The organism is Methylobacterium sp. WL12, from assembly GCF_008039475.1.
Classification (GTDB): Bacteria; Pseudomonadota; Alphaproteobacteria; order Rhizobiales; family Beijerinckiaceae; genus Methylobacterium; species Methylobacterium cerastii.
The window spans coordinates 11,921-26,960 of sequence record NZ_VRUW01000036.1; the positions used below are offsets into that span (position 1 = coordinate 11,921).

Below are 15,040 nucleotides of genomic sequence, written 5' to 3' on the forward strand. Positions count from 1 at the left end.
GACCGGACGGATGACGGCACCCTCGGCCCGCCACGTGGTGATCATCGGTGCCGGCGCGGTCGGGAGCGTGAGCGCGCTCGAATGCCTGCGCGCCGGCCACCGGGTCACGGTGGTCGATCCGGGCGAGCCCGGCGGGGAGCAGGCGTCGAGCTACGGCAACGCCGGCTGGCTCTCGTCGCACTCGGTGATCCCGCCGGCGGAGCCTGGCATCTGGAAGCGCGTCCCGTCCTACCTCGCCGACCCGCTCGGACCGCTGGCGATCCGCTGGCGCTACCTGCCGCGGGTGCTGCCCTGGCTGGTGCGCTACATCTGGGCGGCGCGGAGCGGACGCCAGATCGCGGACACGGCGCGGGCGTTGCGCACTCTGCTCGTGGACGCGCCGCGCCTCCATGCCGGCCTCGCCGAGGAGGCCGGCCTCGGCCACCTGATCGAGCGGCGCGGCCTGCTCCACGTCTACCCCGACCGCGCCGCCTTTGCGGCCGACGCGGCCGCCTGGGCGATCCGCCATGCGGTCGGCGTGCGGTGGCTCGAGCTTTCGGCCGACGAGCTGCGCCAGCGCGAGCCGACCCTGCACCGCCGCTACACCTTCGGAGTCATGGTCGAGGAGGCGGGCCATTGCCGCGATCCGGGCAGCTACGTCGCGGGGCTTGCCGACCTCGCGCGTGCCCGCGGCGCCACCCACGCCCGCACCCGCGCCACTGGGTTCCGCCTCGACGAGGGCCGGCTCGTGGCCGTTGAGACCGAAGCCGGCGCGATCCCGTGCGACCGGGCGGTGGTCGCCGCTGGCGCCCGGTCGGGCGCGCTAACCGCATCCCTCGGCGACCGGCTGCCGCTGGAGAGCGAGCGCGGCTACCACGTGATGATCGCCGACGCCGAGGCCGGGCCGCGCACCCCGGTGATGGCCTCGGACGCCAAGATGGTGGTCAACGCCATGGCGGGCGGCCTACGCGCGGCGGGGCAGGTCGAGTTCGCCGGGCTCGACGCGGCACCGAACTGGAAGCGCGCCGAGATCCTGCGCGACCACCTGACCAGCATGTTCCCGGACCTGCCCGAGACCGTGCCGGCCAAGCGCATCCGGATGTGGCTCGGCCATTGCCCGAGCATGCCGGACGGGCGGCCCTGTATCGGCCGCGCCCGGCGGACCGCGGACGTGGTCTACGCCTTCGGCCACGGGCATGTCGGCCTCGTCGGCTCGGCACGCACCGGGCGCCTCGTCGCGCAGCTCGTCGGCGGAGAGGCCCCGGAGATCCCGCTGGCGCCGTTCGATCCCCGGCGCTTCCTGTAAGGCGGCGGTACACCGCACACGAGTTTCCCTCCCGCGCAGAGGGGGGAGGGAAGAACGTACCGGGCCGCTCCGCACCTTCCTGCCGATCAGCGGGAGCCGACGTTCGACGGCATCGCGAAGCGGTTCGCCGGAAGCCGCAATCCGTAGCGGTGCATCAGATCCTCGACGATGAGCATGCGTCCCGCCCGCCGCAAGCGACGCGCCGGGAGACCTGCCTCACGCGTCCGTAGGCGCGTGGCCGTGTCTCGGCGCCCGTCTACAGTTCGAACGGAAACCGCCGCACGATGCGGAACGGCGCCGCGCCGTGCTGGCGCAGCAGCGTGATCGCGTCGATCGTCAGGGAGAGCGGCGGGCAGCTTGCCGCCAAGCGGGCGCGCCAGGCCTCGCGGGCGTCGTCCGCGAGGCGGCCGGTCAGGGTCATGTGGAAACGGAACGCCTCGAAGACGTGCGCATAGCCCCAGCGATCGAAGAGCGCACGGCGGCGCGGGTCGAGGTCCTTGGGGCGGCGCCGCGCCCGCTCGGTCGGGGTCAGAGGCGCCCGGAACGGGTCGAGGGCGGCGACGCATTCGGCTGCGAACAGGCCAAGTTCCGGCGGCGGCGCGGTGGGCACCAGGGCGACGAAGTCCCCCAGCAGGACGACCGCGAGCGGCCCGATCGGCAGGAGAGAACGGGCCTGCACCAGGTCGGTGCAGGCCGCGACCAGGTCGTCCTCGCTTCGGCCGGGGGCGAGGCGCATCGGGGCCTTCAGCGTCGCGTGGAAGCCGTAGACCCGCGGCGCCGCGGTGACGGCGGCGAGCGCTGCGCGGTCGGCCGGATCCCAGTCCGGCGGGGGCGTGTCGCCCAGGATCGCGTCGCCGAAGGCGGCCAGCGCTGAGCCGGGTTCGGGCGTCACGTAGAGCGCGTAGCGGGTCGGGGCGTCCACGGGGCCACTCGCTGCGGGCGTGACCGGGGTCGCGGCCCGCCGCGGATAAAACCCGGCCGCCGCTTCGGCAAGGCGTGGCTGCTCAGCCCCGCGGGATCGGGCGGTTGCGGCAGGCGGCGCGATATTGCTGCCGGCGCAGGCCGCGCAGGTTCCGGCGGTCGGCTTCCTGGGTGCAGGCGATCTTGCGGTCCGCCTTGTTCAGGCTCTTCGTGCCGCTCGACGGCACGTCCGTCGGCGCAGGCGCGGTGTAGGATTGGGCGAGACCTGCCGTCGTCAGCAGTGCGAGAACCAAGCTGCTTGCCAAGACTGTACGCATGCGACGAACTCCTGATTGCCGATCGCGCCGGCGGGGCAATAACCGGGCCAAGCTTGGCCGGGGGTCGATGCCGATCGTTCAGGGGGCGCCCGCGGCCAGCGCGGCGACGACGCGGCCCGAATCCGAGACCCATCCGAAGATGCCGCCCTGCGCCACGATCATCGCGAGGCCTGCCGCGTGGAAGGCCGGAATATACGAGCCGCAGGCATCCGACACCACAAGGCAGCGGTAGCCGCGGTCGTTGGCCTCGCGCACCGTGGTGTGGACGCAGACCTCGGTGGTGACGCCGCAGACGATCAGCGTGGCGATGGCGCGCGCAGTCAGGATCTCCGCGAGGTCGGTGGCGTAGAACGCGCCCTTGCCCGGCTTGTCGATCACGGGCTCGCCCGGCAGGGGCGCGAGGGCGGCGACGATGTCGTGTCCGGGTTCGCCACGGATCAGGATGCGGCCCATCGGCCCGGGCGCGCCGATGCGGGCCGAGGGCGCGCCGCGCTCGATCTTGGCAGCTGGCGCGTCCGACAGGTCGGGACGGTGCCCCTCGCGGGTGTGGACCACGAGGAGTCCGGCCTGCCGTGCCGCCGCGAGCAGCGCCTGTGCCGGCGGCACGGCGACGGCCAGCAGCGAGACGTCGTTGCCGAGGCTTTCGCCGAACCCGCCGGGCTCCAGGAAGTCGCGCTGCATGTCGATGATGACCAGCGCCGTCGTCGCAAGGTCGATCGCCAGCGGTGCCGGCTCGGCGTCCACGGTCACCATGGCGAAGGGTCTCCCGTCGTGCGGCCGACTCGGCGGCGCGCGACCCCGACGATGTCGTCCGACGGCGGGAAACGCATCCACAAAGATTGTCCGGCGCTGCTTCAATAGTGTGCGGGCGCTGCCGCCGCGATGGGCGACGACCACGGAACGTGGCGGGCGCGGTCCCGTCGGGGCCGCGGTCGCGGCCGTCCCGCCTTGGCTCCCGGCCAAGCCGTCACGACACCCGCGAGAGCGGGCGCCACAGGTAGGCCGGCGAATCTGTTGCCGAATTATGACTCGGCCGGCGCGTCTGCCCCGGTTGGCACGCGCTGGCATATCGGTTGCTGCCTGCTCGACGGATTTTCGGCACGGAGACGGCAGCCATGATCGCTCGAACCCTCGTTGCAGCGGCCCTGTCGCTCGGATTTGTCCAGGCCGGCGCGGCGGCCGACCTCGACGCGAAGAAGGCCGCGGTGGAGGCACCCGCCAAGGAGGCGCCGTTCTTCCTCTTCGCCGACACGCAGTTCAGCTATCGCTACCAGTTCCCGACCGTGTCGCCGGGCGTGCAGATCCAGAAGGCCGACGGGAGCTTCCGCAGCCGCGAGGCGCCCAAGCAGATCTACAACATCTCGCATGCCGACGCCTGGGCCTACGGCACGAACTTCTTCTCGCTCGACATCCTGAAGTCGGGCTCGCAGTTCCCGGCCGGCACCACGAACCCGCCCGGCAGCGTCGGCGCGCCGTTCTTCGCCGACTACGGCAACACCGAAGCCTACGGCCTGTATCGCGGCACGCTGAGCCTCAACGCGATCACGAACTCCAAGGCGTTCACGCTGCCCGGCATCGTGAAGGACGTGTCCCTCGCCTTCGGGTTCGACGCCAACTCGCAGAACGACGCGTTCGGCTCGAAGAAGCGCGACGTGGTCGGCGGCCTCAACTTCTCGTTCGACGTGCCGGCCGGCTTCCTCAACCTGTCGGTCCATGCCTACAAGGAGTGGAACCGCAACGGCTTCAACCTGCAGCCCGACCGCGACCAGAGCTTCGACGTCGTGCCGGAATTCGAGCTGGTCTACAATTTCCCCCTCGGCTTCACCAACCTGCCGTTGAGCCTCACCGGCTTCAACAACATCGTTCTGCCCAAGGGCCGCGGCGTTCAGAACACCGCCGACTTCGCCTTCAACCCGAAGCGCGGCCTCGAATTCCTCTCGCGCACCAACCTGGTGCTCGACGTTGGCAAGCTCATCTACGACCAGCCCAACAAGGTCGATGCCTTCATCGGCTTCCAGTACTGGCTGAACAAGTTCGGCAACGTCGAGACGGCGACGTTCAAGGGAACGGAAGAGAAGAGCTTCCTCGCCGGCGTCGCATTCCACATCTTCTGATCGCGGCTGGATCGTCGGTCGAGCGACCGCAACGGAATGGGAGACGGCATGACGGGATCCGACGCGAAGCTCCGGCGCCTGTGGGTCCGCGATCCGCTGGCGATCCTCGCGGAGGGGGCGGCCGGGGGCGTCGTGGTCGAGGGCACCCGCGTCGTCGAGTGCGTGGCGGCCGGCGCCAGGCCGGCCGCGCCGGTGGACGAGACTTTCGACGCGGCGCGGCATGTGGTGATCCCGGGGTTGATCAACACCCACCACCATTTCTTCCAGACGCTGACGCGGGCCCACCCGCTGGCGATCAACAAGCCGCTGTTTCCGTGGCTGAAGGCGCTCTACACGGTCTGGGACAAGATCACCCCCGACGCGTTCCGCCTCGCCACGCGGCTCGCCTACACCGAGCTCCTGCTCTCCGGCTGCACCACGGCGGGGGACCACCACTACCTCTACCCGAAGGGCCTGGAGGATTCCGTCGACGTGCAGGTCGACGAGGCGCAGGCCCTGGGCATCCGCGCCTTCGTCACCCGCGGCTCGATGAGCCTGTCGGTGAAGGACGGCGGCCTGCCGCCCGAGTGCCTGACGCAGGACGACGACACCATCCTCGCCGACAGCGAGCGGGTGCTGAACCTGTTCCACGACCCCAAGCCCGGCGCGATGGTGCGGATCGGGCTGGCGCCGTGCTCGCCCTTCAACGTCACCAAGCGGCTGATGCGCGAGAGCGCGGGCCTCGCCGACCGCTACGATTGCCAGCTCCACACCCATCTCGGCGAGACGCTGGACGAGGACGCCTACTGCCTCGAGATGTTCGGCCAGCGCCCGGTCGACTACCTCGAGGAGGTCGGCTGGATGAGCCCGCGGGCCTGGCTCGCGCACGGCATCCACTTCAACGACGACGAGGTCCGGCGTCTCGGCAAGGCCGGCGTCGGCGTGTGCCACTGCCCGACCTCGAACATGACCCTGGCGTCTGGCCAGTGCCGCACCTGCGAGCTGGAGGCGGCGGGCTCGCCGGTGGGCCTCGGCGTCGACGGCTCGGCCTCGAACGACAGCTCCAACCTGATGGAGGGCGTGCGCCACGCCCTGATGATCAACCGCCTCACCTATGGCGCCGAGCGGGTGACGCATCTCGACGCCCTGCGCTGGGCCACCGAGGGCTCGGCCCGCTGCCTCGGGCGCGACGACATCGGCCGGATCGCGCCGGGCCGCGAGGCGGACCTGGCGCTGTTCACCCTGGACGAGTTGCGCTTCTCCGGCGCGCACGATCCCCTGGCCGCGCTGGTCCTCTGCGGGGCGCACCGCGCCGACCGGGTGATGGTCGCGGGGTCGTGGCGGGTGGTCGACGGCCACCCCGTCGGCATGGACACGAGGAAGCTCCGCGAGGAGCACGGCCGGCTCGCCCTCAGCCTCCTCGGCGACGCCTGATGGCGGGCGTGCCGTCGAACGCCGCCGGGACCGGCGTCGGCATCGGTACGAGCACCGACACCGGCACGACCACCAGCATCGGCACAAGCACAAGCATAAACAGCGGCACAACCACAAACACCGGCACAACCACCAGCACCAACACAGGCATCGGCACCGCGCCGCTCTACGGGGCCTACGGCGTCGTCAAGCGCTTCGGCGACTTCACCGCCAACGACGGCGTCGACCTCGAGATCCGGGCCGGCGAGATCCACGCGCTGCTCGGCGAGAACGGCGCCGGCAAGTCGACCCTGATGAAGATCCTCTACGGGCTGCTGGAGCCGACCGAGGGCGTCGTCACCCACCGGGGCGACATCGTGCGGCTGGCGAGCCCCGAGGCGGCCCGCGCCATCGGGATCGGCATGGTGTTCCAGCACTTCTCGCTGTGCGAGAACCTGACGGTGGCCGAGAACATCGCGCTGGTGATGCCCAAGGGCCTGTCGGGCAAGGCGCTGGCCGAGCGGATCGCGGCGCTCGGCGCCACCTACGGGTTGCATCTCGATCCCGGCCGGCCGGTCTGGTCGCTCTCGGCCGGCGAGCGCCAGCGCATCGAGATCGTGCGCTGCCTGCTGCAGGACCCGCGCCTCGTCATCCTCGACGAACCGACCTCGGTGCTGACGCCGGGCGAGGCCGAGCTGCTGTTCTCCGTGCTGGAGCGGCTGCGCGACGAGGGCCGGGCGCTGCTCTACATCTCGCACCGCCTCGACGAGGTGCGCCGGCTCTGCGCCCGCGCCACCATCCTGCGCCACGGGAAGGTCGTCGGCGCCTGCGACCCGCAAGGCGAGAGCGCCCGCTCGCTCGCCGCCCTGATGGTCGGGGCGCAGGTCGGCGCGGTCACCGGCCGCGCCGGCACGGCGCCGGGCCCCGAGCGCCTCGTCCTCGACGGGTTGTCCCTGCCGGCGCCGGGTCTGCACGGGACGGCGTTGCGCGACATCCGCCTGTCGGTCCGCGGCGGCGAGATCCTGGGCGTCGCCGGCATCGCCGGCAACGGGCAGGCGGAGTTCTTCGCCGCCCTCTCCGGGGAGACGACCGCCGCACGACCCGAAACCGTGGTCGTCGACGGCGCCGCCGTCGGGCGGCTCGGCATCAACGCCAGGCGGCGCCGCGGCGCGGCCTTCGTGCCGGAAGAACGCAACGGCCACGCGGCGGCGCCCGAGATGAGCCTGTCGGAGAACGCGGTGCTGTCGCGCCACGCCACCGCGCCGCTCGCGCGCCTCGGCCTGCTCCGGCGCGGGGCGGCGCGCGCGCTGGCGGCCTCGGTGATCGCCGCCTTCGACGTGCGCAAGGCTGGCCCCGACCCCGCCGCCGGGACGCTCTCGGGCGGCAACCTGCAGAAGTTCGTCGTCGGGCGGGAGATCCAGGCGGAGCCCGGCGTGCTGGTGGTCAACCAGCCGACCTGGGGCGTCGACGCCTCGGCCGCCGCCCGCATCCGCCAGGCGCTGATCGACCTCGCCGCCCGCGGCGCCGCGCTCCTGGTGATCAGCCAGGACCTCGACGAGCTGTTCGAGATCGCGAGCCGGGTCGCGGTGCTGCATGCCGGAACGCTCTCGGCCCCGGTGCCCGTCGGCGAGACCACCCGCGAGGCGGTGGGGCTGCTGATGGGCGGATCGGAGGCCGCGCATGTCTAGCGCCGCATCCGTTCGCTCATCCGCGGTCGCCGCGAAGTCGTTCGACGCGCGACGCGGCCCCCACTCCCGTTCGGGAGAGGGTCGGGGTGAGGGGTTCAGGTCTTTCCGGATGGGTCGCACCCCTCACCCTGGCCCTCTCTCGGACGGGCGAGGGGACCCGCGCATCCCCTCGCCCCGCCTGCGGGGAGAGGGCCGCGACGCCCTCGTCGTCGCGGCGAGGCGGCAGCCGACGGTGAGGGGGCTTCGACGGAGAAGCCTCAACCGGCACCACCCCCTCACCGCCGCTTCGGCTTCGCCTGCGCTTCCCGGCTGCACGACAAGGTGCAGCCGGGCCTCTCCCCGCCCGCGGGGAGAGGGGGGTCGCACTGCCCACTCCGAATTCCTGCAAGAATCCTCGGACGCCTGGCTCGTCGATGCGAGCCGGCCGCCGCGCATCCCCTTGCCCCGTCTGCGGGGAGAGGGCCGCGACGACCTCGTCGTCGTCGCGGCGAGGCGGCAGCCGACGGTGAGGGGGCTTCGACGGGTGAGCCTCAACCGGCACCGTCCCCTCACCGCCGCTTCGGCTTCGCCTGCGCTTCCCGGCCGCACGACGCGGTGCAGCCGGGCCTCTCCCCGCGTGCGGGGCGAGGGGGGTCGCACCGTGCACTCCGAATCCCTGGCGGCGATGTCTGGACCCAGCCTCTTTCCGGTCACCCCGAGCCTGCCATGCGCCTCGATCTGAGCCCGCGCGCCCGGCGCTCGGCCGTGCTGTCGGCGCTGTCGCCGGTGATCGCCTTCGCGGGGGCCGTGCTCGTCGGCGGGGTCGCGGTGGCGCTGCTCGGCGTCGCGCCGGGCGCCGCGTTCATGACCTATTTCGTCACTCCCTTAAGCGAGGTCTGGTCGCTGCAGGAGGTGGCGCTGAAGGCCGCCCCGCTGGCGCTCATCGCCACCGGGCTCGCCTTCTGCTTCCGGGCGAACCTATGGAACATCGGCGCCGAGGGCCAGTTCGTGGTCGGCGGCCTGGCCGGGGGCTGGATCGGCGTCGCGACGCAAGGGGCGGAGGGGTTCACCCTTTGGATCCTGCCGGCGATGCTGGCGGCGGGCACGCTCGCGGGCCTCGCCTACGCGATGATCCCGGCGATCCTGAAGGTCCGGCTCGGCGTCTCGGAGATCCTGACCAGCCTGATGCTGGTCTACGTCGCCGAATTGCTGCTCGACTACATGGCCCGCGGCCCCCTGCGCGATCCGGCCGGCTTCAACTTTCCGCAGAGCGTGCCGTTCGATCCGGCGGCACGGTTGCCCTACCTGATGGAGGGCGACACGCTGCATGCCGGGGTGCTAGTCGCGCTGCTGGCCGTGGTCGTCGCGACCGTGGTGCTCGCCCGCACCCTGTTCGGCTTCGAGGTCCGCGTCGTCGGCGCGGCGCCGCGGGCCGCGCGGTTCGCCGGCTTCAGCGATGCGCGGCTGACGCTCGCCGCCTTCGCGATCTCCGGCGCGGCGGCGGGGCTCGCCGGCATCGTCGAGGTCGCGGGCCGGATCGGCCAGCTCCAGCCGACGATCTCGCCGGGCTACGGCTTCACCGCGATCATCGTCGCCTTCCTCGGGCGGCTGTCGCCGCCGGGCATACTGGTCGCCGCCGGGGTGATCGCGCTGACCACGATCGGCGGCGAGGCGGCGCAGATCGACCTGAAGCTGCCGCTCGACCTCACCCGCGCGTTCCAGGGGCTGCTGCTCGCCTTCGTGCTCGGGGCCGACGTGCTCGCCCGCTACCGCATCCGGCTCGTGCCGGGCGGTCCGCGGCGGACCGCGTGATGGACCGTCTCTCGAAGCCCGTGCCCGCACTGCGCCTTCCGTCCCCCCGCTGCGGGCTGGGCGATCGCAGAGGGCGATGTGCCCTTCGGAAACCCGCCGGCAGCACCGCGTCATCCCGGGGCCGCGTAGCGGAGACCGGGATCCAGAACCGCAGGTCGCGCCGGACTTGGCACCGTCGGCGGCTCTGCATTCCGGGCTCGCCTGCGGCGCCCCGGAATGACGGCGCGGTGCCGTCTGCCATCGTCCTCCCCCGCTCCAGGGGGAGGGCGGCGCGCCGAGCGGGACGCGTGTCGCACCCCCGCACGGTGGCAACAGGAGTCCGGCGATGAGTCTCGACATCGTCCAGATGGTGCTCGTCACCGTGCTGACGGCGGCGACGCCGCTGATCCTGGCCGCGGTCGGCGAGCTGGTGGCCGAGCGCTCCGGCGTGCTCAACCTCGGCACCGAGGGGATGATGGTGCTCGGCGCCGCCGCCGGCTTCGCGGTGGCCACCGAGACGAACTCGACGCTTCTCGGCGCCCTCGGCGGGGCCGGCGCCGGGCTCGCGCTGTCGGCGCTGTTCGCGGTGCTCACGGTCGGGTTGGCGGCCAACCAGGTGGCGTCGGGCCTCGCCCTGACGATTCTCAGCCTCGGGCTCTCGGGCCTCGTCGGCACCGGCTATGTCGGGATGAAGCGCGATCCGGCGCCGCATCTGCACGTGGCGGGCCTGAGCGACCTGCCGGTCGTCGGCGACCTGCTGTTCTCGCAGGACGCCTTCGTCTACGCCGCGATCCTGCTGGTGCTCGGGGTGTGGTGGTTCCTCGGCCGGACCCGCGCCGGGCTGGTGCTGCGCGCCATCGGCGACGACCACACCGCGACGCACGCGCTCGGGCTGCCGGTGCGCCGGGTCCGGGTGCTGGCCGTGCTGTTCGGCGGCGCCTGCGCCGGGCTCGCCGGGGCTTACCTGTCGCTGGCCTACACGCCGTTCTGGTCGCCGGGCATGACCGCCGGGCGCGGCTGGATCGCGCTGGCGCTCGTGGTCTTCGCCTCGTGGCGCCCCTTGCGCGTGGCGGCCGGCGCGCTGCTGTTCGGCGGCGCGACGGTGCTGCAGCTCCATGCCCAGGCCGCGGGCCTGGGCCTGCCGGGGCAGGCGCTGTCGGCGCTGCCCTACCTCGCGACGATCCTGGCCCTGGTCTTGCTGTCCCTCGGGCGGCGCCAGGGCGGCTCGCTGGCGCCCGCCGCCCTGGGCCGCGAATTCACGCCACACCGCTGAAGGCGGGGGCCATCGTAGGGGTAACGACCTTGGGGATACCGACGACCATGCGGACGATCACGCGGACGATCACTGCCGCCATCCTTGCGGCCCTCCTGCTCGCACCCGCCGCGCAGGCCGACGACAAGCTCAAGGTCGGCTTCGTCTACGTCGGCCCGGTGGCCGATTACGGCTATTCCTACCAGCACGACCTCAGCCGCAAGGCGCTCGAGGCGGCGATGCCCGGTAAGGTCGAGACCACCTATCTCGAGAGCGTGCCGGAGGCCGACAGCGAGCGCTCGATCGAGAAGCTGGCGCGCTCGGGCGCCAAGCTGATCTTCACCACCTCGTTCGGCTTCATGGAGCCGACCCTGAAGGTCGCCAAGAAGTTCCCGAACGTGAAGTTCGAGCACGCCACCGGCTACAAGCGCAGCGCCAACGTCTCGACCTACTCGGCCCGCTTCTACGAGGGTCGCTACGTCTGCGGGAAGATCGCCGGAACGCTCTCGAAGTCCGGCACCGTCGGCTACATCGCCTCGTTCCCGATCCCCGAGGTGGTGAGCGGCATCAACGCCTTCATGCTCGGCGCGCAATCGGTGAACCCGAACATCAAGCTCAAGATCGTCTGGGTGAACACCTGGTTCGATCCGGGCAAGGAGGCGGAGGCGGCCAAGGCCCTGCTGGCGCAAGGGGCCGACATCCTGACCCAGCACACCGATTCCGCGGCCCCGCTGCAGGAGGCCGAGAAGGCCGGCAAGCTCGCCTTCGGCCAATCCTCCGACCAGGCCCGCTTCGCCCCGAAGGCGCAGCTGACCGCCATCACCGACGACTGGGACGGCTACGTGATCAGCGAGGCCAAGGCGGTGCTCGACGGGAGCTGGAAGAGCCACGACACCTGGGGCGGCATCAAGGACGGCATGGTCGTGCTCGCGCCCTTCGCCAACATGCCCGACAGCGTGAAGGCGATGGCCGAGGCGACCAAGGCCGACATCGCATCGGGCAAGCTCCACCCCTTCGCCGGCCCGGTGACGAAGCAGGACGGCACGGTGGCCGTGAAGGCGGGCGAGAGCGCGCCCGACACGATGATTTTGGGCATGAACTGGTACGTGAAGGGCGTCGACGACAAGCTGCCGCAATAGGCGGCGGCTCTTCCCTCCCCCCTCTCCGGGGGGGGGAGATGTGGGTCATGCCTTGAGGCCGGCGGTCCTCATCGGCGGCGTTACGCGCCTCAATAGCGCGGCGGTGGCGGCATCCGTTCGCCTGACGACGGCGTGTCGCCCTCGATCCCGCCCGTGCGCGGCGGCACGGGCACCGCGTCGCCGTCGCGGACGGCGTTCATTTCGTTGCGGGGGCCGGCGAGTCCTTCGGTGCCGCCCGGCGCCGTCGCCGGGTCGCTCCCCGCCGGGGCGCCCGTCGATTGGGCGAAGGCGGGTCCACTGAAGGCGGCGAGGGTCAGGGCGGTGAGCAGGACGCGGCGCATCGTCGGGGGTCTCCGTGGTCGAAGGGAAGTGGACGGCGGCTCAGCGTCGATGGCGATGGCGGCGCATCCGGCGCCGGCCGTAGGCGTCGCCGCTGCGGATCGCCTCCATCCGGTTGGCCGGCCCGGCCCGACCGATCGCGCCGCCGGGCGCCGTCGCGGCCTCGCGCCCGGCCGGGGCGCCGACGGACTGCGCGGACGCGGCGCCCGCGAGCCCGCAGCCGAGGCAGAGCGAGAGGATCAGGACGCGGGTCGAACGCAGCATGGGAGAATTCCTCGTCTGTCTGCGCCGTCAACGCGCGAGGGCCGCGCCGGTGCGCAGCCGGGAGGACGAATTTGGTAGACCCGTCAGCTGCCGCGATAGGTCTGGTAGCTCCACGGCGTCGCCACCAGCGGCACGTGATAGTGCCCCTCCGGGTCCGAGACGCCGAAGCGCAGCGGCACGACGTCGAGGAAGGGCGGCTCGGCGAGCGCGAGGCCCTGGCGCCGGTGGTGATCGCCGAGCGCGAAGCGCAGCTCGTAGACCGCGATCGGCACCGGGCGCCCGGCCACGAGCGGCGCGTCGGTGCGTCCGTCGGCGTTCGTCACCGCCCGCGCCACCAGGGCCGTCTCGGTCTCCGACACCACCTCGTGCAGGCTCACCGCGACGCCTTCCGCCGGCCGCCCGCTGACGGTGTCGAGCACGTGCGTCGAGATCCGGCCCGTGGTCCTGAGCGGTCCGTCGCCGGAGACCAGCGCGTTCAGGCGGATCGCGGCGATGCGGAACACTTCGGCTTCCGCCGTCCGCCGCTCCGTCGCGGCGTCGGATTCGAGGCGCGCGGCGAAGGCGGAGAGCAGCGAGGCCCGACCGTGCCGCCTGACGCACAGGATGAAGGGCAGCCCGAATTTGTCCTGGTAGGCCGCGTTGAGCGCCGCGAAGCGCGCGACTTCCGCATCCGACATCCGGTCGAGGCCGGCCGCGGCCTGCTCGGCCACCGAATCGGGGGCCATGGTGCCGTCCCGCGCGGCCCGTCCGGCGAGCTCGGGATGGCCCGCCAGCAGCGCGAGGCGGGTCGTGTCGGAGGCCGTCTCCACGGCGCCGCGCATGGCGGCATGCAACGCCGCGACGCTGGCGAAAGGCCGCGCGCCGGCCGCCTCTCGCGCCACCCAGGATGCGTGCTCGAACACCCCGCCGAGGGCCGCCACGAAGTCGGCCTCTTGCATCGTGTTCAGGTCGGCCAGGGGGATCGTCATCGGGCCTCGCGCGCATCGGGTCTTCCGGGCCGACGGTAGCAGGCAACGGGCCACGCGGTGCGATCGGCGGCCGCAGAGGCGCTGGCTCGGCCCTGGCACATGGCTTGCGCGGGAAAAAGTCCTGCGGCCGGACCGATCCGGCGGCCCCCGGAGCGTTCGCCGATGTCGAGCACCGCCCACCCGGATGTCCTGCCCGCGAGCGGACCGGTGCCGCTCGCGCCCGCCGTCGCGCCGGTCGCCCGGGTCGGCGCCCTGGCGCTCGCGCTGCTGGGCCTCCAGCACGTGCTGGTGATGTATGCCGGCGCCGTCGCCGTGCCGTTGATCGTCGGGCGCGCCCTCAAGCTGGCGCCGGAGCAGGTGGCGATGCTGGTGAGCGCCGACCTGTTCGCGGGCGGCCTCGCCACGCTGGTGCAGAGCTGGGGCCTGCCCGGTGTCGGCATCCGCATGCCGGTGATGATGGGCGTCACCTTCGCCGCCGTGACGCCGATGATCGCCATGGGCGCGAGCCCCGAGATCGGGCTCACCGGCATCTACGGCGCGGTGATCGCCGCCGGGCTGTTCGCGTTCCTGGTGGCGCCGCTCGTCGGGCGGCTGCTGCCGCTGTTCCCGCCGGTGGTCACCGGCACGATCATCCTCGTCATCGGCATCTCGCTGATGCGGGTGGGCGTGAACTGGGCGGCGGGCGGCGTCGGCAACCCGAACTACGGCGCGCCGGTCTTCCTCGGCATCAGCGCCTTCGTGCTGTGCGTGATCCTGGCGATCACCCGCTACGGCACCGGCTTCGTCGCCTCCGCGTCGGTACTGGTCGGCATCGTCGTCGGCACGCTGGTGGCGGGCGCCTTCGGGCTGGTCGACCTCTCGCACGTGGCGACCGCCGGCTGGTTCGACGTGGTGCGGCCCTTCGCCTTCGGGTGGCCGACCTTCGATCCGGTCTCGGTGGTGACGTTGTGCATCGTCATGGTCGTGGTGATGATCGAGTCGACCGGCATGTTCCTGGCGCTCGCCGAGATCTGCGCCGACCCGGTCGACGAGGCGCGCCTGACCAAGGGCCTGCGCGCCGACGGGCTCGGCACGATGATCGGCGGGGTGTTCAACACCTTCCCCTACACGTCGTTCTCGCAGAACATCGGCCTCGTCGGCGTCACCGGCGTGCGCACCCGCTACGTCGCGGTGGTCGGCGGCGTCATCATGCTCGGGCTCGGGTTGATCCCGAAGCTCGCGGCCCTGGTCGAGGCGGTGCCGCAATGCGTGCTCGGCGGCGCCGGCCTCGTGATGTTCGGCATGGTCGGCGCCACCGGCGCGCGCATCCTCGGCGCGGTCGACTTCGCGCGCAACCGCAACAACCTGTTCATCGTCGCCGTCTCGGTCGGCTTCGGGATGATCCCCCTGGTGGCGCCGAACTTCTTCAAGCAGATGCCGCACGCGCTGCACCCGCTGCTCGAATCCGGCATCCTGCTCTGCGCGATCGCCGCGGTGGCGCTGAACCTGTTCTTCAACGGGCTCGGCAGCACCGCCGACGCCCGCGACGCCGCCCTGCGCCAGGCCGCCGCCGCCGAGCACTGACGCGTCCAGACCCGAACCGGAGACCACC

General features: G+C 72.3%; 14 protein-coding genes. 8 read left to right on the top strand and 6 right to left on the bottom strand.

Annotated elements, in window-relative coordinates:
* Positions 1-10: 10 nt before the first annotated feature.
* Positions 11-1,285 carry an FAD-dependent oxidoreductase gene (locus tag FV226_RS14785; RefSeq protein WP_147763506.1) on the top strand — a complete coding sequence of 425 codons (1,275 nt, stop codon included), beginning with the start codon at positions 11-13 and terminating at the stop codon, positions 1,283-1,285.
* Between the two features lie 256 nt (positions 1,286-1,541).
* Here FV226_RS14785 and FV226_RS14790 read toward each other — a convergent pair whose 3' ends face one another.
* The 3 genes from FV226_RS14790 to FV226_RS14800 form a co-directional block, all read right to left on the bottom strand.
* Positions 1,542-2,207: a DUF1045 domain-containing protein gene (locus FV226_RS14790; RefSeq protein WP_147763507.1), complete on the bottom strand. Its 666-nt coding sequence runs from the start codon at positions 2,205-2,207 to the stop codon at positions 1,542-1,544.
* An 82-nt stretch (positions 2,208-2,289) separates the two neighbouring features.
* A complete protein-coding gene (locus FV226_RS14795) occupies positions 2,290-2,523 on the bottom strand; it encodes a hypothetical protein (protein WP_147752645.1) in 234 nt (77 codons plus the stop codon).
* Between the two features lie 78 nt (positions 2,524-2,601).
* A complete protein-coding gene (locus tag FV226_RS14800; RefSeq protein ID WP_147763508.1) occupies positions 2,602-3,276 on the bottom strand; it encodes an isochorismatase family cysteine hydrolase in 675 nt (224 codons plus the stop codon).
* A 362-nt stretch (positions 3,277-3,638) separates the two neighbouring features.
* On the opposite strand from FV226_RS14800, the gene FV226_RS14805 reads away from it, so the two are divergent.
* From FV226_RS14805 to FV226_RS14845, 6 genes are all read left to right on the top strand, one after another.
* Positions 3,639-4,637, top strand: coding sequence for a hypothetical protein (locus FV226_RS14805; protein ID WP_147763509.1), 999 nt, complete (start codon positions 3,639-3,641; stop codon positions 4,635-4,637).
* Between the two features lie 48 nt (positions 4,638-4,685).
* Positions 4,686-6,050 carry an 8-oxoguanine deaminase gene (locus tag FV226_RS14810; protein WP_147763510.1) on the top strand — a complete coding sequence of 455 codons (1,365 nt, stop codon included), beginning with the start codon at positions 4,686-4,688 and terminating at the stop codon, positions 6,048-6,050.
* A complete protein-coding gene (locus tag FV226_RS14820) occupies positions 6,050-7,717 on the top strand; it encodes an ABC transporter ATP-binding protein (protein ID WP_187273706.1) in 1,668 nt (555 codons plus the stop codon). Before FV226_RS14810 ends, FV226_RS14820 begins: the two co-directional genes overlap by 1 nt.
* 705 nt (positions 7,718-8,422) lie before the next feature.
* Positions 8,423-9,508 carry an ABC transporter permease gene (locus FV226_RS14835; protein WP_147763512.1) on the top strand — a complete coding sequence of 362 codons (1,086 nt, stop codon included), beginning with the start codon at positions 8,423-8,425 and terminating at the stop codon, positions 9,506-9,508.
* A 325-nt stretch (positions 9,509-9,833) separates the two neighbouring features.
* Entirely contained in the window at positions 9,834-10,760 is a 927-nt protein-coding gene (locus FV226_RS14840) for an ABC transporter permease (protein WP_147763513.1), read from the top strand.
* A gap of 47 nt (positions 10,761-10,807) precedes the next feature.
* Positions 10,808-11,878 carry a BMP family ABC transporter substrate-binding protein gene (locus FV226_RS14845; RefSeq protein ID WP_147763514.1) on the top strand — a complete coding sequence of 357 codons (1,071 nt, stop codon included), beginning with the start codon at positions 10,808-10,810 and terminating at the stop codon, positions 11,876-11,878.
* Positions 11,879-11,967: 89 nt separating this feature from the next.
* On the opposite strand, the gene FV226_RS14850 is transcribed toward FV226_RS14845, so the two are convergent.
* From FV226_RS14850 to uraD, 3 genes are all read right to left on the bottom strand, one after another.
* On the bottom strand, positions 11,968-12,219 hold the full coding sequence (locus FV226_RS14850; RefSeq protein WP_147763515.1) for a hypothetical protein: 252 nt from the start codon (positions 12,217-12,219) through the stop codon (positions 11,968-11,970).
* A 40-nt stretch (positions 12,220-12,259) separates the two neighbouring features.
* Positions 12,260-12,481 carry a hypothetical protein gene (locus FV226_RS14855; RefSeq protein WP_147763516.1) on the bottom strand — a complete coding sequence of 74 codons (222 nt, stop codon included), beginning with the start codon at positions 12,479-12,481 and terminating at the stop codon, positions 12,260-12,262.
* An 83-nt stretch (positions 12,482-12,564) separates the two neighbouring features.
* Positions 12,565-13,449, bottom strand: coding sequence for a 2-oxo-4-hydroxy-4-carboxy-5-ureidoimidazoline decarboxylase (gene uraD / locus FV226_RS14860; RefSeq protein WP_147763517.1), 885 nt, complete (start codon positions 13,447-13,449; stop codon positions 12,565-12,567).
* Positions 13,450-13,611: 162 nt separating this feature from the next.
* On the opposite strand from uraD, the gene FV226_RS14865 reads away from it, so the two are divergent.
* Entirely contained in the window at positions 13,612-15,012 is a 1,401-nt protein-coding gene (locus FV226_RS14865; RefSeq protein WP_147763518.1) for a nucleobase:cation symporter-2 family protein, read from the top strand.
* The last annotated feature ends 28 nt before the right edge of the window (positions 15,013-15,040 follow it).

Coding starts and splice junctions, on each gene's coding strand:
- FV226_RS14855 (WP_147763516.1), bottom strand. CDS start 12,481: ATGCTGCGTTCGACCCGCGTCCTGATCCTCTCGCTCTGCCTCGGCTGC.
- FV226_RS14850 (WP_147763515.1), bottom strand. CDS start 12,219: ATGCGCCGCGTCCTGCTCACCGCCCTGACCCTCGCCGCCTTCAGTGGA.
- FV226_RS14865 (WP_147763518.1), top strand. CDS start 13,612: ATGTCGAGCACCGCCCACCCGGATGTCCTGCCCGCGAGCGGACCGGTG.
- FV226_RS14795 (WP_147752645.1), bottom strand. CDS start 2,523: ATGCGTACAGTCTTGGCAAGCAGCTTGGTTCTCGCACTGCTGACGACG.
- FV226_RS14840 (WP_147763513.1), top strand. CDS start 9,834: ATGAGTCTCGACATCGTCCAGATGGTGCTCGTCACCGTGCTGACGGCG.
- FV226_RS14835 (WP_147763512.1), top strand. CDS start 8,423: ATGCGCCTCGATCTGAGCCCGCGCGCCCGGCGCTCGGCCGTGCTGTCG.
- FV226_RS14810 (WP_147763510.1), top strand. CDS start 4,686: ATGACGGGATCCGACGCGAAGCTCCGGCGCCTGTGGGTCCGCGATCCG.
- FV226_RS14800 (WP_147763508.1), bottom strand. CDS start 3,276: ATGGTGACCGTGGACGCCGAGCCGGCACCGCTGGCGATCGACCTTGCG.
- FV226_RS14820 (WP_187273706.1), top strand. CDS start 6,050: ATGGCGGGCGTGCCGTCGAACGCCGCCGGGACCGGCGTCGGCATCGGT.
- FV226_RS14785 (WP_147763506.1), top strand. CDS start 11: ATGACGGCACCCTCGGCCCGCCACGTGGTGATCATCGGTGCCGGCGCG.
- FV226_RS14805 (WP_147763509.1), top strand. CDS start 3,639: ATGATCGCTCGAACCCTCGTTGCAGCGGCCCTGTCGCTCGGATTTGTC.
- uraD (WP_147763517.1), bottom strand. CDS start 13,449: ATGACGATCCCCCTGGCCGACCTGAACACGATGCAAGAGGCCGACTTC.
- FV226_RS14845 (WP_147763514.1), top strand. CDS start 10,808: ATGCGGACGATCACGCGGACGATCACTGCCGCCATCCTTGCGGCCCTC.